Origin of the sequence: Trinickia caryophylli (genome assembly GCF_034424545.1) — a bacterium.
Taxonomy (GTDB): domain Bacteria; phylum Pseudomonadota; class Gammaproteobacteria; order Burkholderiales; family Burkholderiaceae; genus Trinickia; species Trinickia caryophylli.
This window is the reverse complement of record NZ_CP139970.1, coordinates 1,133,950-1,152,080: the sequence shown is the minus strand read 5'-3', so window position 1 is coordinate 1,152,080 and position 18,131 is coordinate 1,133,950. Positions and strand designations below refer to the sequence as shown.

16 protein-coding genes are annotated in these 18,131 nt (G+C 68.6%); 4 read left to right on the top strand and 12 right to left on the bottom strand.

Translation table 11 applies throughout. The features are described 5' to 3' along the window. Nucleotides 1-12 precede the first annotated feature (12 nt). The 5 genes from U0034_RS05260 to U0034_RS05240 form a co-directional block, all read right to left on the bottom strand. Nucleotides 13-2,619, bottom strand: coding sequence for an FG-GAP-like repeat-containing protein (locus U0034_RS05260; RefSeq protein ID WP_244142492.1), 2,607 nt, complete (start codon nt 2,617-2,619; stop codon nt 13-15). A 98-nt stretch (nt 2,620-2,717) separates the two neighbouring features. Then, nucleotides 2,718-4,193: a sodium:solute symporter family protein gene (locus U0034_RS05255; RefSeq protein WP_085223689.1), complete on the bottom strand. Its 1,476-nt coding sequence runs from the start codon at nt 4,191-4,193 to the stop codon at nt 2,718-2,720. After that, nucleotides 4,190-4,405: a DUF3311 domain-containing protein gene (locus tag U0034_RS05250; protein WP_085223691.1), complete on the bottom strand. Its 216-nt coding sequence runs from the start codon at nt 4,403-4,405 to the stop codon at nt 4,190-4,192. Before U0034_RS05250 ends, U0034_RS05255 begins: the two co-directional genes overlap by 4 nt. Nucleotides 4,406-4,610: 205 nt before the next feature. Then, nucleotides 4,611-5,096, bottom strand: coding sequence for an aminoacyl-tRNA deacylase (locus tag U0034_RS05245; RefSeq protein ID WP_085223693.1), 486 nt, complete (start codon nt 5,094-5,096; stop codon nt 4,611-4,613). Between the two features lie 142 nt (nt 5,097-5,238). Continuing rightward, the gene (locus U0034_RS05240) at nt 5,239-5,877 is read right to left on the bottom strand and encodes a 2-hydroxychromene-2-carboxylate isomerase (RefSeq protein WP_085224425.1); all 639 of its coding nucleotides are present in this window, start codon (nt 5,875-5,877) and stop codon (nt 5,239-5,241) included. Nucleotides 5,878-6,193: 316 nt separating this feature from the next. On the opposite strand from U0034_RS05240, the gene U0034_RS05235 reads away from it, so the two are divergent. From U0034_RS05235 to U0034_RS05220, 4 genes are read left to right on the top strand one after another with little or no spacing between them, the layout of a single operon-like run. Next, complete coding sequence (locus U0034_RS05235) at nt 6,194-7,399, top strand: paraquat-inducible protein A (protein ID WP_085224426.1); 1,206 nt, start codon at nt 6,194-6,196, stop codon at nt 7,397-7,399. After that, complete coding sequence (locus tag U0034_RS05230) at nt 7,396-8,691, top strand: MlaD family protein (protein ID WP_085224428.1); 1,296 nt, start codon at nt 7,396-7,398, stop codon at nt 8,689-8,691. Before U0034_RS05235 ends, U0034_RS05230 begins: the two co-directional genes overlap by 4 nt. Further along, the gene (locus tag U0034_RS05225) at nt 8,688-9,410 is read left to right on the top strand and encodes a PqiC family protein (RefSeq protein ID WP_233211964.1); all 723 of its coding nucleotides are present in this window, start codon (nt 8,688-8,690) and stop codon (nt 9,408-9,410) included. The genes U0034_RS05230 and U0034_RS05225 overlap by 4 nt, the downstream gene beginning before the upstream one ends. A 56-nt stretch (nt 9,411-9,466) precedes the next feature. Continuing rightward, complete coding sequence (locus tag U0034_RS05220) at nt 9,467-11,785, top strand: hybrid sensor histidine kinase/response regulator (protein WP_085223695.1); 2,319 nt, start codon at nt 9,467-9,469, stop codon at nt 11,783-11,785. Nucleotides 11,786-11,879: 94 nt separating this feature from the next. Here U0034_RS05220 and U0034_RS05215 read toward each other — a convergent pair whose 3' ends face one another. From U0034_RS05215 to U0034_RS05185, 7 genes are all read right to left on the bottom strand, one after another. After that, the gene (locus U0034_RS05215; RefSeq protein ID WP_085223697.1) at nt 11,880-12,809 is read right to left on the bottom strand and encodes an anti-sigma factor family protein; all 930 of its coding nucleotides are present in this window, start codon (nt 12,807-12,809) and stop codon (nt 11,880-11,882) included. After that, the gene (locus tag U0034_RS05210) at nt 12,799-13,437 is read right to left on the bottom strand and encodes an RNA polymerase sigma factor (RefSeq protein ID WP_386092001.1); all 639 of its coding nucleotides are present in this window, start codon (nt 13,435-13,437) and stop codon (nt 12,799-12,801) included. The genes U0034_RS05215 and U0034_RS05210 overlap by 11 nt, the downstream gene beginning before the upstream one ends. A 140-nt stretch (nt 13,438-13,577) precedes the next feature. Continuing rightward, a complete protein-coding gene (locus U0034_RS05205) occupies nt 13,578-14,072 on the bottom strand; it encodes a cupredoxin domain-containing protein (RefSeq protein WP_233211963.1) in 495 nt (164 codons plus the stop codon). Then, on the bottom strand, nt 14,069-15,004 hold the full coding sequence (locus tag U0034_RS05200) for a metallophosphoesterase family protein (protein ID WP_085223699.1): 936 nt from the start codon (nt 15,002-15,004) through the stop codon (nt 14,069-14,071). The genes U0034_RS05205 and U0034_RS05200 overlap by 4 nt, the downstream gene beginning before the upstream one ends. A 202-nt stretch (nt 15,005-15,206) precedes the next feature. Continuing rightward, complete coding sequence (pqqD, locus tag U0034_RS05195; protein WP_085223701.1) at nt 15,207-15,488, bottom strand: pyrroloquinoline quinone biosynthesis peptide chaperone PqqD; 282 nt, start codon at nt 15,486-15,488, stop codon at nt 15,207-15,209. A gap of 148 nt (nt 15,489-15,636) precedes the next feature. Beyond that, the gene (pqqA, locus tag U0034_RS05190) at nt 15,637-15,711 is read right to left on the bottom strand and encodes a pyrroloquinoline quinone precursor peptide PqqA (protein ID WP_085224436.1); all 75 of its coding nucleotides are present in this window, start codon (nt 15,709-15,711) and stop codon (nt 15,637-15,639) included. A 313-nt stretch (nt 15,712-16,024) separates the two neighbouring features. Next, nucleotides 16,025-18,055: a sigma-54-dependent Fis family transcriptional regulator gene (locus U0034_RS05185; RefSeq protein WP_085223702.1), complete on the bottom strand. Its 2,031-nt coding sequence runs from the start codon at nt 18,053-18,055 to the stop codon at nt 16,025-16,027. Nucleotides 18,056-18,131 lie beyond the last annotated feature (76 nt).

Here is an 18,131-nt window from a genome sequence, read left to right as displayed (position 1 = left end):
CGGCGGGCTGCGTCAGTGCAGTCTGTCGAGCCGCAGTGCCTCGCTGTAACGGCCCGGCAGAACGCCCCAGCGCACGCACGCGCCGAGCGTCCGCCCACCGGCGCGCAGCGGGCAGCCGGCCAGGATCGGAGCGCCGCCCGTGAAGTGGTATTCGTCGAGCGGTGCGTCGGCGCGTTCGAACAGCGCGAGCACCGTCTGGGACGCATCGTCGACGAGTGCGGGCAATGCGTCGGCCCAGGCCACGTCTGCGATCGTTCCTGCATGCACGGGCGCGCCGAAGGCCGGGCCGACCGCGATCGTCCAGACATCGATCAGCGCCGGATTCGCCGGGTCCGGTTCGCGCAGGCTCAGCGCGACGAGGCCATCCGTCCTGGTCATGCCGGCCGTCCCCCTCGGGCTGGCCGCGCCGGTGTTGCCGAGCCGGCCGGACGCGAGCCGCGTGAAACCGGCCCGCAATGCGTCGAGTCGCGCCGCGCGCAACGATGGATCGAACGCACGCCCTGTGCTGGCGAGGCGCGAAAGCCAGAGCGCGGAGCCGGTACGCTCGGCGGCGACCAGTCCCGCTCGCGGCGACGAATCGACGTGCGCCGCCAGAAACTGTGTGTCCGGCGCGAGTGCGACGTTCGCGCGCCAACGCGCCGGCGCGTTGCCCGCCGTGCCGCGGCTCGTGAGTACCCACAGGTCGAAGGCCGCGCCGCCGTCAGTTCGTTCGGCCGCCATCAGATCGGTGCGCCCGTCGCCATCGAAATCGGCGGCCACGTACTGTTGCGTGCGCGCCGTCGACGCCGCGCGCGCGCTTCGCTGCCACAGGCGGGGAGCCGCGAATGCGCCGCCCGTGTTCGCGAACAGCCAGAACGCCGTGCCGCCGTCGTCCGTCGGCGCGATCGCCATCAGGTCGGCACGCCCGTTGCCCTCGAAATCGCCGAGCACGAAGCGCGTGGCGTCGAAGCAAAGCGTATCGTGGCGGCAACTCGGAAATGACGCGTCCGGTTCGAACGGTACGGCGTTCGCATACCAGCGCGACGCACGCGTGCCGGCAGCGAGCCTTGCGACCCAGACGTCGAAGCCGGGCCCGTCGCCTCGGCGCATGACGTAGACGGCGCTCGTGCGGCCATCGCCGGTCACGTCGCCGTAGAGCGCGCCTGCGGTGCGCGGGTCCGTCCACGGGGCCAGCGCCGACGACGTCCAGCGATAAGCCGTCGTGAGCGGCCCGCAGGCGCTGAGCGCGATGGCGCCTTGGCGTTCGCCCAGGCAGTGCCCGCGCGGTGTGCGCACGATCCCGAAGTCCCAGGGCGTGAAGCGCTGCGCGAGATCGCCGTCGTCGCAGCGCGCCTCGACGAGACGCCCCGCGCGTTCGGCAACGCACTGCGCCGTCGCGGCGTTCACGAGCGCCGCGCCGTGCGGGTTGCCGGGATAGCCGGGCAGCGATGCCCAGCGCCAGCGCTGCGCCGGGCCGCCGTCGCAGGGCGCGAGCCCGATGCCGGCGGTGCCGGGCGCGGCCGCCGCCGTGAGGCAGCGGCTCGTGCGCGCGTTCACGAGCGCGGTGCCGGGGCCGTTGCCGCCACGATGCTCCGCGCCCGGCGCATCGAACGCATAGCGGCGAGCGACCCAATCGCCGTTCCATTCGTATTCGCCGAAGATCTGCCCGATGTCGCCACCGTCGAACGCGAAGTAGCTGGCAGCCTGATCGCGCTTGGCCTGCGTGGCTGCGGGCGACACGTTCGCGGGCATGCCGGCCGTCACATACGTGAGGTGATAGCGGACCCGCTTGTCGAGGCCCGCCGCGCTCGCCGCTTCTCGTGCGACGCGTGCGGCATAGATGTGGTCGGGGTGCTCGAGAAAGGCAACGGTGTCGGGGTTCAGCGTATAGATGAGCGTGGCGGGAGCGAGCAGGGCGCCGACGGTCGCCTTCAGCGCCGCCCGGTCGTAGCGCGTCGCGCCGCTGCCGTCGCCTGCCATCGGGTAGGTCGAGATGGTGGCGCCTTCGTCCCAGACGAGACCGAGCGGCACGCGCCCACCGCGGACTTCGCCGCCCGGCAGCCGCAGCTCGTAGAGCGTCACGCGCGGCGCCGCGGCGAGCACCATGCGATGCACGGGTCTGCCGGCGACGACGGCAGTCGACTCGTGCCACGCATTGGGCACTCCGGCCATGCGCGCGTAGGCCTGGCGGATTGCGCGCTCGCGCGCGAGCACGTAGTCGAAGCGCGAACTGTCGGCGCCGCCGATCAGATGCACGGTGACGATGCACCAGCCGTCCCGCAACCGCTCGCTGATGCCCGGATTGACGAAAAGCAGATCGTCGTCGAGGTGGGCGACGAGAGTGACGAGGGTCCCGGCGCGGCATTGCTCGGGCGAAGCGGGCATGGCCGACGCGGCTGGCTCGGCCGACGAGCCTGGCTGGCCTGACGAGGCGTGGCCGGGAAGTGGCGCGGCGAAGCATGGCGGCACGGCCGGCGACACGGCGAGCGTCCCAACGAAGGCCAGTGCGAAGATGCGCACGCATAGTCGAGCGAAGACCGTGGCGCGGATGCGCGCGGCGCCGCACCGGCTGCGCGAGCCTGCGCTCGCGCTGGCTCGGCCTTGCTGCCCCGATCGCCCTTCGTTCGACGGCCTGCCCATGCGCGTTCCCCCGCGGCTCGTGCGGCCGCCAAAGCCGGAAGCTTACCGGCTCTGGCGGCGTGCGGTGGCCCGATCGAAACCGCTGTGCGCGCGGGACCTCACAACGACTGGGTTTGAGACTGGCCCTGCGTACCGGGTTGGGTGAGGGCGCTGACGACGACCAACACGACGATGTTGAGCGACAGCGCGACGAGGCCGATGTTCAGATCCTTCAGGTGATCGGGAAGGAACGGAAACCACTGGCCGATGGTGGCGTGCGTGAGCGTGGTGACGGCAACCACGCCCACGCCTGCGACGATGCCGCAAAAGGCACCTTGCTTCGTGACCCAGCGGCGCGCCGCGAGGCTTGCCACCACAGCGGGAAAGAGCTGCGTGACGAAGCTGTAGCCCATGAGCAGCAGCGCGACGATCGTCTCGCCGCCGTGCAGCGTGAAGCCCACGGCCACGAGCGCGATGACGGGCACGAGCACGCGCGCGAGCCCGGTGACGCGGGCCTCCGGCGCCTGCCGCGCGAGCGCGCCGCGATAGATGTCGTTGGCGATCAGCGTGGCGGCGGCGTTGAGGATCATCGAACCCGGCACGAGCGCGGTCAGCACGCCCGCCGCGCCGATCACGCCGACGAACCACGGATCGAAGGCCTGCAGCGAGAGCCGGAAGAGCGAGAGATCGATGTCGCTGCCTTTGAGCCCTGGCACCTTCAGCGTGGCGGCAAAGCCGACGAAGAAGACGAAGAGCAGGATCAACTGATAGATGGGCAGCACGGCTGCGTTGCGCCTGAATATGCGCTCGTCGCGCGCGGTAAACACCGAGCCGAACGTGTGCGGCCACATGAAAAAGCCGAGGGCCGTCAGCAGCACCGTCGATTGGAACCAGGTGACGCTCGAGCCTTTTGCGGGGAACGTGAGAAAGCCGGGCTTCGCCTCGTCGATGGCCGTGAACATCGCGCCGAGCCCGCCGTAAAAGTGGATCGGCAGATAGATGCCGAGAAAGACGACGACGCCGAGGATCATCAGGTCCTTCATGACCGAGTTCCAGGCCGAGCCGCGCACGCCCGAGACGGTGACGTAGGCCGTCACGACGATGGCACCGATCCAGATGGCGGTGGTGGACGAGATGGCGCCGTAAGAAGCGGTCGCGACGATGATGCCGAGCCCCTTGAACTGCAGCACGAGATAGGGAATGAGCGCGACGACATCGACGATGGCCACGAGCACGCCGAGCCCCGGGCTTGCGTACTTGCTCGCGAGAAAGTGCGGCTGCGAGACGAGGCGATGTGTCTTGGCATAGCGCCAGATCGGCGGCAGCAGCCAATACGAGAGGATGTAGGCGAGCGTTGCGTAAGGCAGGATGTAGTAGACGGCCGCGCCCTTGCCGTAGGCGAAGCCGCTGCCGCCAAGGAACGTGAATGTCGTATAGATTTCGCCGGCCATGAGCAGGAACACGAACGCGGTGCCGAAGCTGCGTCCGCCGACGGACCATTGCTCGAGATTCATGTCGTGCCCGCTGCGCGCGCGCACGCCGAGCGCGAGTGCCAGCAGTGTAAACACCGCGATGACGATGAGCGCGCTGCTCATGGGCGGACCTCCTCGGCGCGATCCTGCGTGCCGCGATTGGTGGGATCGAGGGCGTAGACGATGGCCATGATGATCGCCGTGAGGACGACCCAGGCAACGATCCAGGCCAGTACGAGGGGCATGCCGAGCACGAGCGGCTCGACGCGGTTGACGAAGGGAACGCCGAGCAGGATTCCGACGAACGGCAGAGCGGCGAGCAACCGAAGGACCATATGGACGCACTCCTGAAGGGGGCTGCAGGGTGGATGACGGTCTAGCGCCACGACTCTATGCCCGATCGCGGTGCGGCGTAAAGGTTTTCAAAAATAGGGGGAGAGCAGCCGGCCTGTGCCGCGCTCGCCGGGGAGGGGCATATTGCGGTGCCGCAACCGCACTTGCGTCGAAGCGCTTCGCATCCCCCGCGACGCGGCACCGGCCCTAGACGGCAAGGCTCTGCATCCGGCGCGCGAAGCGGGCGCGCTCGGCCTGATCCATCAGCGCGAGGAACTGCTCGGTGTCCATATGAACGAGCGCCTCGTGATCGCCCGCCTCGAAGTAGACGTCGGGCTGCCTGGCGAGGCTTTCGTCGAGCCACGTCTGCATCCCGTAGGCCGTGCACACGGGGGGCAATGCGCCGACGTCGCAGTCCTTGAAGAGTTCGCGGATGTCGGCTTCCTTGGCAAGCGTCAGATGACGCCCGGTTTGAGCCCAGAGCTCGGCGAGCCTGACCGCATGGGTGGACGGCAGCACGGCCGCAACGTAGCCATGCTCGTCCTCGAGCAGCACTGTCTTGGCGAGCCGTTCGCCCGGCACATGGGCGGCCACGGCCGTCTCCGCGCTGGAATGGCTGTAGGGATGGTGCACGACGTCGTAACGGGCGCCCTTGGCGCTCAGGCATTGCTGGAGAGTGGCTGACATGGACATGACGCACCTCCTTCGGTGGAACGGTTGGGCCGTGTGCAAAAACGCCGACGGCTCTCTTAGGATAGGTCGTTTGCGCGCACAGGGTTGCGCTGCCGCCGAAACGCGGCGGCCCGCGCCGGGTCCGCCGGCGTGCCTCGTCCGTTCACCGGCGGCGTGCGCCCACGGGCAACGCGCTGATGCGCCGCACTTCGGGGGCAGCGAGCCAGTCGGGATGCGCGAGGCAATGCGCGAGCATGCCGGTGGCATCCTCGCCCCAGAAGAGTTCGCCCTCGACGACGAACGTCGGTACGCCGAACACACCCAACGCGATCGCGCGGTCGGTATTCGCGCGCAACGTATCCTTCACTGTCTGAGCTTCGACGGCGCTTACGCCCTCGGGGTACCCAAGCGCCTCGCACAAGGCGGCAAAGCCCTCGGCCGACGAAACATCGCCGCCTTCGCGCCAGATATGGCGAAAGATCGCGCGCACGGTGTCGAGCGAGCCGCCCATGGCGATCGCGAGCCGCAGCGCCTTGATCGGATTGAACGGATGCGCGGGCGGCATGACGAGCGGGATACCGAGCTGCTGCGCGCGAAAGAGCGTGTACCGATAGGTGAAGACGCGCTTCGTTTCCATTTCGGCCGGACCCGCTTTACCCCAGTGCGTGAAGAGCGCGCCGAGCAGAAGAGGGCGCGGCTCGATCGTCAGCGTGTCCGGCAAGCGGTCGAACTGTTCGAGTTGAAGATAAGAGAAGGGGGAGACGAAATCGAAAAACCACTCGGCGCAACGGGCTGGGTGCATGGAATCGTTACTCCTCGGCAGGTCGATGCGGCACATGTGTGCCGTGCTCGAAGTGTCGCATGGCGCGCCGCTCGCGCGGAGGCGACGCGCGTCCGGGCCGGCGCGGGCGCCGGGTACGGTCCATGCTTGAGCGCAGGCAACGCCCGTCGGGAGGAGTAAGCGCTCAAGCGTGCACTCCGACCGATGCCCCATTGGCACATTGCACGGGCGCTGCCTGGAGTGAGGTGATCGTGAGTAATGCAAACGCATCCGCCATCCACCGGGATCGGGCGACCGCCGCATGTTCGCGGCCGGCTCTGCGCCCGGGCGGGCCGATATGACGATCGGATGTCCCGAATGCGGCGCGCTCGAAGACATCCCGCCGCTCACGCGGCGCACGCTCGCGCGTTGCCGCATATGCCACTACCCGCTCGAACGCCGCAGCGGGCGCAGCGTGAACGCGGCGCTCGCCTGCGCGCTGACGACTTTCGTGCTCCTGATACCGGCCAATCTCGCGCCGCTCATGACCGTGCACATGCTGGGCGCGCAGCGCGAGGCCGTGCTCGCTTCGGGCATCGTGCTGATGTGGCGTCAGGGCTGGGAGGCGCTTGCGCTGCTGCTCGGCGTTTCGGGCATCGTGCTGCCGTTGGTGCGCTTCGGTGGCCTCACGCTCGCGCTGGCCGCCGTGCGATTCGGCGTGCGCACCCATGCGATCGGGCCTCTTTTTCGCTGGACCCGCGCGCTCGACCTCTGGGCCATGCCCGACGTGTTCCTCGTCGGCTGCTTCATCGGCTATGTGCGCGTCACGCAAGATCTCACGGGCACCATCGGCGCGGGCGGCTACTGCTTCATCGCCGCCTCGCTGATGTCGATGCTCACACGCGCAACGCTCGACAGCCGAACGATATGGCGGGCGATCGCGCCCGAGCGACCACTGCCTCCGGGCGACCGCGCACTGTCGTGCACGGCCTGCGATCTCATTGCGCCGCTCCGGGACGAAGGCAGCCCGTGCGCGCGTTGCGGGCTGAGGCTGCGCGCGCGCAAGCCCGACGCCCTCGTGCGCGCCGGCGCGCTTTCGCTCGCCGCGCTCGTGCTGGCCTTTCCGGCCAATTTCTATCCGATGACGGTCTCCACGCAGCTCGGCCATGACGTTCCGCAGCGCATCGTGGACGGCATCCACGAGCTCTTTCGCGCGGGGCTCTGGCCGCTCGGCATCCTCGTGTTCTGCACGAGCATCGTCATTCCGTTCGGCAAGCTCGGCGGCATGCTCTGGTTCATCGTCTCGATCAAGCGGCGCTCGCGCCGGCATTTACGGGTGAAGGCGCATCTCTATCGCTGGATCGACGAGCTCGGGCGCTGGTCGAACGTCGACGTCTTCACGATCGCCGCGTTCGTTCCGCTGATCCGTTTCGGCGGCCTCGCGTCGGCGCGGCCGGCCCCCGGCGCGACCGCCTTCGCACTCGTCGTTTTTCTGACGATGCTGGCTTCCCGCGCGTTCGATCCGCGGCTGATGTGGGACGCGCATGCGAGAGGCCGGCCATGAGCGATACGCGGTTGCGCCGCACGCAGGCCGAGATCCGGCGCAGTGCCTGGCCCGGATGGATCTGGGCGGTGCCGGTCGCCGCGTTCGGGCTCGCAGGCTGGCTCGGTATTCGCGCACTCGTGCATGGCGGCGAAACGGTGACCGTCACCTTCGACGAAGCCTACGGCATGAAAGCGGACGACACGATCGTCACCCTGCGGGGCGTGAAAGTCGGCGATGTGACCGATGTCGCCCTGGCGCGCGACGGCCGGCACGTCGACGTCGAGCTGCGGATCGAGCGCGACGAGGAGAAGTATCTGCGCCGTGGCACGCAGTTCTTTCTCACCGGGGCGCGGGCCGATTTCAGCGACCCGTCGTCGATGAAGGCGCTGCTTGCGGGCCCTGAAATCGTGATGGAGCCGGGGCCCGGCGAGCCTGTGCGGCGCTTTGCCGGCAGCACGCATCGTCCCGCGCTGCCGGCCGTGCACGGTCCGACCGTCGCCTATGTCGTGCGCTTCGATGGCGCGGCAGGCGAAATCGAAGACGGTGCCGAGGTGGTGCTGCGCGGCTTTCGCGTCGGCACCGTGACTGGCGTGCGGCTTGCCTACGACGCGCACGACGGTACGCTCAGTACCCCTGTGCGCGTCGAGCTCGAGCCGGACAAGCTCGGGATTGCCGGCGTCGCACCGCCTGCCGACGGGAACTGGCGCGGCATCGTCGATGCGATGATGCGGCGGCTCGTGGCCGAGGGGCTGCGCGCGAGGCTGGCGCAGGATCCGCCGCTCATCGGCGCGCGCAAGGTCCAGCTCGAGTTCGTGCCCGGCGCGGCTGCGGCGGAGCTGGCCGACGACGCCGGCGTGCCGGTCATCCCGAGTGTGGCGTCGGCCGACGTCGATGCGATCGCCGCAAAAGCCGATCAGGTCATGACGAAGCTCAACGCATTGCCGATCGAGGAGACCGGCCGCGACGTGCGGCGTATCGCGGCGCGCATCGGAGCGTTGGCCTCGTCGCCTGAGCTGGCCGACAGCCTCGCCCACATCGACCGTGCCGTGACCGAGATCGACCGGACGCTGCGGCAGGTCTCCCCGCAGATCGGGCCGCTCGTTGCCCAACTGCGCGAGACGGCCAAGGCGGCGGACAGCGCCGTTGCGGCAGCCAACCGCACGATCGGCGGCGATGCCACGAGTCAGAACGATCTGCCGGGCGCGTTGCGCGAGCTGACCGACATGGCGCGCTCGGTCCGTGCGCTTGCCGACTATCTCGATCGCCATCCCGAATCGCTCGTGCGCGGTAAGCAGAAGGAGGGGAGATGAGCACCTCGACGTGGTGGCGCCAGCCGGCGCCCGGCGCTGCGTGCAGCGTCGCGGCGGCGATGCGGACGATGCGGACGATGCGGACGATGCGGGCGATGCGGACGATGCGGACGATGCGGACGATTGCGCTGGCCGCCTCGCTCGCGGCGCTGGCCGGCTGTGCCCATAGTCCGCCGACGCGTTATTACGCGCTGGAGGCTATCGGGCCGAGGGTGCCGCCGGCGGCGGCGCCGGGCGGCGCGATGCCGGCCGCTCCGGTGCAACTGACCGCCGTGCATATCCCAGCCATGCTCGACCGGCCCGAGGTCGTCACGCGAGTGGCGCCCAACCGTCTCGACGTTGCCGACGACGACCGCTGGGCCGCGCCACTTGCACAGATGATGCGCAGCGTGCTCGCTCAGGATCTGCTCGGGCGCCTGCCGTCAGGCAGCTTCGTGTTGCCTGACGCGCCGGTACCCGCAGGCACGCATAGTCTGGTTGTGACCGTTCTTGCGCTCGACGCCGATTCGAACGGCAGGCTCTCGCTTCAGGCGGGCTGGAGTCTATCGGCGCCGCACGCCACGCCGTCCTCGTCCTCGTCCCCGCACGCGGTCACGCTCACGGCGCAAGGCACGGGCGGTGGCGCGAACGATCAGGCCGCCGCACTGAGCCGGATCCTGGCGGCGCTCGCGGACGATATCGCATCCGCGCTCGCCCGGGAGGGCGCGCCGCGCCGCTGATCGCGCGGCACGCTCCTTGCGCATTGCTCGAAAGTCGTCGATGTCCGGAGAGCCGAATGGCACTAGCCAGCCGCGCACTTCGCCCGCCGGACGAAGCAGGCGGGCATGTAGTGCGCTTCTATCACGAGCAGTCGTTGCTAGTCGACGAGGTGGTCGAATTTGCATGCCGCGCGCTGCGTGCGGACGGCTCGGCCATCCTGATCGCGACGCGCGCGCATCTGGCGGAGATTGTGCCGCGGATCGAGCGGCAGCATGAGATCTCGCCTGTCGAGAGGGGCGGGCCGGCCCCGCCGCGCGGCAAGTTCGTCTCACTCGAGGCCGAGGAGGCGCTCGCCGGCTTCATGGTGGACGGCTGGCCTGACGAGGAGCGCTTTTACGCGACGATCGGCGCGGTAATGGCCGATGCCGTGTCCGCGGCGCGGCCGCGCCCCGTGCATGCGTTCGGCGAAATGGTGGCCGTGCTTTGCGAGGCGGGCGGCTACGAGGCGGCGCTGCGACTCGAGCTGCTTTGGAACGGGCTCGCGCGCCGCCACGCATTTGCGCTTTTTTGCGCTTACCCGCATGCGCTCTTTTCCGAGACCGAGCGAAGCGGCGTATTCGAGCGGATTTGCGGGGCGCATTCTCGCGTGCTGCCGAGCGAGGTGCTCGATCGAGCCGGCGATTCGGGTACGCACCGCCTCATCGCCCAATGGCAGCAAAAGGCGGCGGCGCTCGAGCGCGAGGTCGAACGCCGCAAGCAGGCCGAGGCCGCGCTGCGCCGGCGCGAGCGCGAACTCGCCGACTTCGTCCTGAACGTGCCCGTTGCCGCGGCCCTGCTGGCGGGGCCGCAACATGTTTTCCGGCTCGCGAACCATCGTTACCGCGAACTTGCAGGCTGTCCGGAGCCGATCGGACGCGTCTATGCCGAGGTGTGCCCCGACGCCCAACACGGCGGCGAAATCATCGAGCTTCTGACGAAAACGTACCAAAGCGGCGCATCGATCCAGCGCGAGGAATACCGCATCGACATGACGCGCGCCGACGGCGCATTCGAGCCGCGCTACTTCACCTTCCGTTTTCAGCCGACGCGTTCGGACGGCGAAGTTGTCGACGGCGTCATCGCTGTCGCCGTGGAGGTGACCGAGCAGGTGCGCACGCGCGCGCGCTTCGAGAAGTCGCATGCGGAGCGCGAGCGGCTCGTGGTCGCCCTCGAACGGGCGAGCCGGGCCAAGGATGAGTTTCTTGCCATGCTGGGCCACGAGCTGCGCAATCCGCTCTCGCCGATCGTCACCGCGCTGCAGTTGATGCGCATGCGGCAAGACGGCGGCGTGTCGCCCGAACAGGACATCATCCAGCGTCAGGTGGATCACCTCGTGCGGCTCGTCGACGATCTGCTCGACATTTCGCGCATCACGCGCGGCAAGATCGAACTCAAGAAGCGAACGGTGAGCGTGTCGGAGGTGCTGACCAATGCCGTGGAGATGGCGAGCCCGCTACTGGAGCAGCGCGGTCACCGGCTCACGGTCGAGATGGTCGAGCCCGATCTCGTCTGGCACGTCGACGTCACGCGCATGGCGCAGGTGGTGTCCAACCTGTTGACGAACGCGGCACGCTATACGGCCACTGGCGGGCAGGTTCGGCTGGCGGCGTGGCGCGAGGCGGACGGCCTCGTCGCCATTGCCGTCAGCGACAACGGCATCGGTATCGCATCGAAGATGCTGCCGCGCGTGTTCGATCTGTTTTTCCAGGGCAAACGCGATCTCGACCGGGCGGAAGGCGGCCTCGGCATCGGGCTCGCGCTCGTCAAGAGCCTCGTCGAGCTGCATGGCGGCACGGTGGCCGCGGCGAGTGTCGGACCGGGGCGGGGCAGCGAGTTCACGATTCGCGTTCCGTCGGCGGTACCCACGCTGCCGATGGCGAGCGGCGCGCCCGCGGCGGGCAGCGATCGCACCGGTGGCGAAGCCGTCGGCGCCGCTTCGTTGTCGCGCTCAGCGCAGGGCCGGCGCATTTTGCTCGTCGACGACAACGTCGACGGTGTCGAAGCGCTTGCCTTGCTGCTCACGGAATGCGGACACCAGGCGGAGGCCGTCTACGATCCCGCCTCGGCGCTCAAGATCGTCAATCGCTTTTCGCCCGAGATCGCCGTCATCGACATCGGCCTGCCGGTGATGGACGGCTACCAGTTGATCGGGCGCTTGCGCGCCGCGCTCGGCGGCCGCGCCTGCCTCTTTGTCGCCCTCACCGGCTATGGGCAGGAGGCCGACCGCGATCGCAGCCGGGCGGCGGGCTTCGACTATCACCTCGTCAAGCCGCTCGATCCGCCGCAGTTGCTGCGGCTCGTCGAAACATTGCCCGAGCAGGCGGCCTCCGGCGAGAACGAGCATGTTCAGCCGTGAGTGCGCTGGACCGTCACCGCGGCACCGCCATAAAGCGCTGAAGCGCTGACTCATGCCAACCCGGTGCTGGCGGCATGGCGGGCTGCGGCGGCGCTCACGCATTGCGGTCGGCCGCACTGCCCGGCCGAGCAGCGCCGAGCCGGGCGTCGAGCGCGGCCTTCAGGGCCTGCAGCGCCTCGGGCTGCGCATCGCTCACCGCCCACCACACCATGCCCGCGGAGCGCCAGCGGACGAGCGCATAGCCGTCGCGCACGCGCACGCTCGCACCGTCGTTTGCATCGTCGCTCGCACGCGAATCGGCGCTTTGCTCCGGCATCACGTAGACATCGATTACGTGCAGCCTGGAGCGGTAGACGAGTACGGCAACGCGGCGGTGCCCGATGTAGTCGAGACGCCCCCCGGCGAGCGGGAATCCCTGGGCGGCGAGATCCTCCACCGGCGGCGCGTAGTCGAGCCGCCCGTTGAACCACGGTTTGACGGTATGCTGATCGGACGAGATCACGTCGATGTCGCGCCCGGACAACTGCGCGCGCACGTGGCTCGTGACGAGTTCGTCGACGAAACGCTCGGAGTGCATCTGGCCGCGCAGCAGCATCGCGGAGCCGATCGCGAGTGCCGCCAGGGCGGTGGCAAGCATGGCGAAGCGGCCGGCCACAAGTGCGCGGCCCGCCGTGGCGGCGGACCCGGCTGGGGCGGCTGAGCCGAGCCCGTGATGCGCGCCGCTTGCTCTTTGCCCGAGACGCAGCCAGGCAAGCAGCGCTTGCCATGCATTTCGCCGCCCGTGCTGCACGCGCTCGCGGGCGACGCCGTCGGCCAGGCCGGCGACGATGCGCTCGCGCAGGTGCGCGGGGGCACGGTGGTAGTCCGTCGCGCGAACGGCCCGGCTCAGCGCGGCGATGCGCTCGCTTTCCTGGCGGCATGCGGCGCAGCCTTCGATATGCCGTTGCACGCGGGCGGCCTCGAGCGCAGAGAGTTCGCGGTCGACGCTTGCGTCGATGAGGGGCCGCGCTTCGTTACAGTCCATCGGGCATCTCCTGCGGGTTGGCGCGCGGGGCGGGCGCGGCCTGCGAATGTTCCGATGCGGCGAGCACGGCCGCCAGCTTGCGCCGCGCTCGCGCGAGGCGGGACATGACGGTGCCCACCGGCAGATCCGTCACGAGCGCGATTTCGCGGTAGCTCATGTCCTCGAGTTCGCGCAGGATCAGCACCTCTCGGAACGGCACGGGCAATTGCGCCAGCGCCGCGTGTACGCGATGGGTTTCCTGCTCGCGGATGAGGAGCGCTTGCGGATCGGTCGGCCCGGCCCACCAGCCGTCGATCGGCATATCGTTGCTCTCGTGGCTCGCGTCGTTTTCGTCATCGAACGCGGCGACCTCGTGCGCGGCTGCGCGGCGCTGCCACTCGGTGTACCAGGTGCGGCGCACGATGGCGAGCAGCCACGGCCGCGCGCTTTCGCCCCGGAACGAATCGAAAAAACGCAGGGCGCGCATGAACGCTTCCTGCACGACGTCCTCGGCATCGGCGGGGTTGCCGGCGAGCCAGCGTGCAAGGTTGTACGCCGCATCGAGATGCGGCAGGACCACTTGCTGAAAGCGGAGGCTGCGCTCGGCGTCGGCGCGCTCCCGCGTGCTGCGTCTGTCGGTGTCGGCCACCGTGGCTCTCCATGCTTTGTCGCACGATAAGCTCGATACCGGCGACACGGCGAGTTTATTCCTCGTCATCCGATCGTTCCCGTGAATCGTACCAAGCGCACCAATCGCATCATTCGCATCACTCGCATCACTCGAGCCGATCACCGTACGACGAGGGTGCCGACCATCATCGGATGAATGCTGCAGAAATAGCGATAGGTGCCGGGCGTATCGAGAATCACGGCATAGGAATCGTTCGTGTCGAGGGCCGGCGACGCCTTGAACGCACCCGTCGAACTGACGATGACATGCGGGTCCTCGTCGTCGTTGGTCCAGACGATGCGGGCGCCGGCCGGTACGCTGAGCGTCGGCGGTGCGAAGGCGAATTGCCGGATGTCGATGCGATAGTCGCGCCGGGCTCGCCCCGATTCGCTCGTGCCGGCGGTATCGGTGCCGGCTTCCCCCATACCGGCCGCGTGCGCAAGCGGGAGCGCGGAGCGGCCAAGCGCGGCACCGAGCAGCGTGGCGGCGAACGCGCGTACGAGCCGCCGGCGGCTGCCGCTGCCGGGTGCGGGCGTGGTGTGCGCGGCGAGCGCGGATCGTGCGATTCGTGCGATTCGTGCGACGACCCGCAGGCGGTAAGCGGATGAACTCATGACAGGGTCTCGTCGTCGAGAGTGAGCGTGCTCGCCGCCTGCAGGTGATGGACGGTGCGCACGCCAAGATAGTCGGCCAGCCGGCCGGCCGGCAGTGTCTTGAGCGGCCCGGGCGAAGGTGCGGCGCCGGGCGCGGGCTGGGGGTAGGCGGTCGAGCGCGCCGTGTGAAATGTCACGTTGCCCTCGATCTTCTGTTGAACCTGATGCACGTGGCCGTTGAGGACGGTGACCGAGCCGAAGCGCCGCATCAGTCCGAGGGCCTGGGCGGCATCGTCGGTGCCCCATCCCCACGCGGGGTAGAGCGACCAGAGCGGCATATGCGCGAAGACGACGAGCGGCGTCTCGGGCGATCGGCCCGCGAGGTCGTTCCTGAGCCAGTCGAGCTGGTCGCTGCCGAGCGAGCCGAGGCCACCGGCCTTCAGGTTCCGCACGTTCACGAGCGAGACGAAATGCACGCCGCGATGATCGAAGCTGTACCATCCGCCCTCGTGGCCCCGTTGACCGAAGCGCTCGAAGAAGGCGGCGCCGTTGTCGCCGATCACATCGTGTTCGCCGGGCACATAGAACGTCTGCGTGCGCACGGCGCGCATGAGTTCGGCAACGGTATCGAATTGCGCGGGCTGCGACAGATGGGTCAGGTCGCCGGTGTGGACGACGAAATCGGGCCGTGCCCGCGCGTTGCCGATGCGCTCGAGCGCTGCCTTGAAGGTGCCGGCGACGTCATGATTCGGATCTTTGTCGAAGCCGATATGCGAGTCGCTGATCTGCACGAAGCCGAAGCTGGCATCGGCGCTCGCCGTGTCGTCACCGATGGCGTGGGCCTGCGGCACACCGCCCTTCACCAGCCAGAGGGTTCCGGCGCCCGCCAGTGCCATGCATTTGAGAAAGCTGCGTCTGCCCGAGGGTGGGATGCTTTCGTCGCCACGATCCATGATGGCCTCTTCTGTCGAATGCGGCGGCATGAGAAGCGGGCCGCCTTGCGCGAGGGCGGCGTGCGTGCCGTCCTTATCGAGCAGTACCGCCGTGCAGGGGTGTTTATTCCCGAGGAATGCGATGCGTGGCGCTTCGTGCAGGCGTAAGCGAGGCGGCCCGGTTCAGGCGTTCAGGAGCGGGCCGCGTTCGGGATCGAATCGGTCAGTCGAGCCAGCCCCGTTGCCGGGCGTCGTCGAGGAAGCGGTAGACGTCCGTGGCGAGTTCGGCCGAACAAAAGAGCGCTTCGAGTTCGGCAATGATTTCGTCGAGGTCGCGTGTGCCGTCGCAGCGCTCGAGAATCTGGCCGGCGCTCGGATTCAGCGTGACCCTGCCCTCGGGGTGGACCAGCATGCACGCGTCGTGCATGGGCTCCCATTGCAGGCGGAACATGGTTTTCAGGTGCGGGCGCAGCGGCGCGCCGGCTGCGGTCGATTCGTCGTTCATGCGGGTTACGCCTTTTCGATCGCCTCGAGCATGAGTACGGGATGTCGACTGGGGCGGAGCAATGGGGCAATGAGGCAATGGATGTTTCGGCTTCGACAGGCGCCGCGCGAGCGCGAGGAGGACGCACGCGCGGCCGCTCGTCGCCGCGTCAGCGCGTGGCGACGTACATCGTGATTTCGAAGCCGAAGCGCAGATCGGTGTAGGCGGGCGTGCTCCACTGCATGGTGTGTCTCCTGAAGAATGGTCGGTTTCGCTGAAATGGCCGCGCGTATCGCGGCGGGTGCGAACGAAGCAAGGCGCATGCCGAGCGGCACGCGAGCGGATGCGGCCCGCCTTACAGTCGCGCGCGGCATGGGAAATCGATCAGGCGATGGAAAACGGACGCGCGCGCAGGCGGTCCTCGGTCGTGCGGATCTCGGTAGGGCAACCCAGGAAAGCTGGGCTGTTCCGTTTTGGAACAGTGCTGTTTCGGCGTGCGACAACGCGTCGCCGCGGCGGGTGTCGCGGCCCCGGCGGCTCGCTGGGGCCAGCGGCGCTCACTCGTCGTTGGAGGCGCGCGTCATGCCCATCGTAGCCGGCAGCTTCCGGTAGATGGTCGTGCGCGATACGCCGAGCGCGCGGGCGGCGGCGGATACATTGCCGCCATGCTGGGCGACCGTTGCCGCGATCACCGAAATGGCGACGTCATGAAGCCGCGTGCCTTGCGCCGATGCGGTGACGGCCGTCGGCTCGTACGCCGCGGGCGCGGCCGCGGCGTACGAACCGGCGGTGGCGGGGAGGTCCTCGAAGAAGTCATCCGGCAGATGCTCGCGCCGGATTTCGCCGTCGGCTTCGACCATGGCGGCGGCCGTGCGCAGCAGGTTGCCCAGTTGCCTGAAATTGCCGGGCCACGTGCATTGCGAGAACAGCGCCATGACCTCGGGCGCGACAGCGAGCGGCTTGTCGCCGGCACCCGAAAGCGACTCGCGCTCGAGCATGCGCGCGATGACGACGGCGAGGTCCGTGCGCTCTCGCAGCGGCGGCAGCTTCACGACGAGGCCGTTGAGCCGGTAGTAAAGGTCTTCGCGGAAGCGGTTTTGCGCAATCATCTCGCGCAGGCTGCGGTGCGTAGCACAGACGACGGCGATATCGACGGGTATCGACTTCGTCGACCCGAGCGGGTTCACCACGCGCTCCTGTAGCACGCGCAGCAGCCGCACCTGGAGCGGATAGGGCATGTCGCCGATCTCGTCGAGAAAGAGCGTGCCGCCGTTGGCCTGCAACAGCTTGCCGAGTGCGCCCTTGCGGCGCGCGCCCGTGAAGGCTCCTTCCTCGTAGCCGAAGAGTTCCGATTCGATCAGCGTCTCGGGAATCGAGGCGCAGTTCACCGCCACGAACGGCGCGTCGCGTCGCGGTGAGTCGTTGTGAATCGCCTGCGCGAGCAACTCCTTGCCCGTGCCCGTTTCGCCCGTGATCAGGATCGGGATGTCCTTGCCGATCACCTTGCGCACCTTCGTGATGACGGCGGCCACCTGGGCGTCGCCCGTATCGAGTTGCGCGAGCGTGACCGGCGCGGCGCTCGGTTGCGCCGCGGCGCGCGGCTCGGCGCGGGCGGAGGAAACGGTGGAGCGGGCCTCGGGCCGTGCGTCGTCGCGCTCTTGCTGCGAGAGCGAGGGGCGCCGCAGCGCGACGTGCGCGCAGACCACGGCGCCGTTGTGCAGGTTCAGCGGCACCACCTGGTCCGCCTGGCCGCGCGCGCGCTCGACGAGTTGCGCACTCGTCACGCCGAAGAGCGAGCCGAGCGTATGCGCACGCAAGGCGGCCAGCGATAAGCCAAGCTGGAACTGGGCGCTGCGGTTGGCCGAGAGGAATCGCCCATCGAACGTGAAGGCGGCGATGCCCTCCATCAGCGTGCCGAGGAACTCGGGACGGCTGTGAAATGCGATCCGCAGCGTATCGCGAAACTTGCTCGCGAACAGATGATTCTCGATCATCTGTACCGACATCTTCGCGAGCGCCATCGTGTGTTGATGGTAGCTGCGATAGTCGCCCGTCACGTCGAGCACGCCGGCAACGTCGCCGTAGGGGTCGAGTATCGGCACGCTCGAACAGGTCAAAAAGCGGTTCGCGGCCAGATAGTGCTGATCGCCATGGACGACCGTGGCGTTGCGCTCGGCGAGCGCCGTGCCGATCGCGTTCGTGCCTTGGCGGTCCTCGGCCCAGTTCGCGCCCGGGCGCAGCGCGACTTTCTCGGCACGCCGCAGAAAGTCGTCGTCGCCGATCGAATGCAGGATCAAGCCTTCGGCGTCGGTGAGCACGATCATGCTCTGGGTGTTGACGATCTGCTCGTGGAGCGTTTCCATGACGGGCAGCGCGTGCGCCGTCAGCACGCGGTTCTGCTCGAGCTTGAGTGTCAGCTCCGCACCGGTGAGCACGTCATAGTCGGGCCGCGCCGACGCGACGAGACCGAAGCTTTCCGATCGTTCGTGAGCCTTCTGAATGCAGGGCGTCAGCCAGCCACCCTCGTTCGCCGTCAGCGGGTGGGCGGCGCTGCGGACGTCGTGAACGTCGCGGACCTCGTCGCGCATGTCTCCTCCTTTTCGAGCGGCGACGCACGCGCTGACGCTCTTTTGATGCCGCATGAGAGCAAGTTCTGCGCCAGAA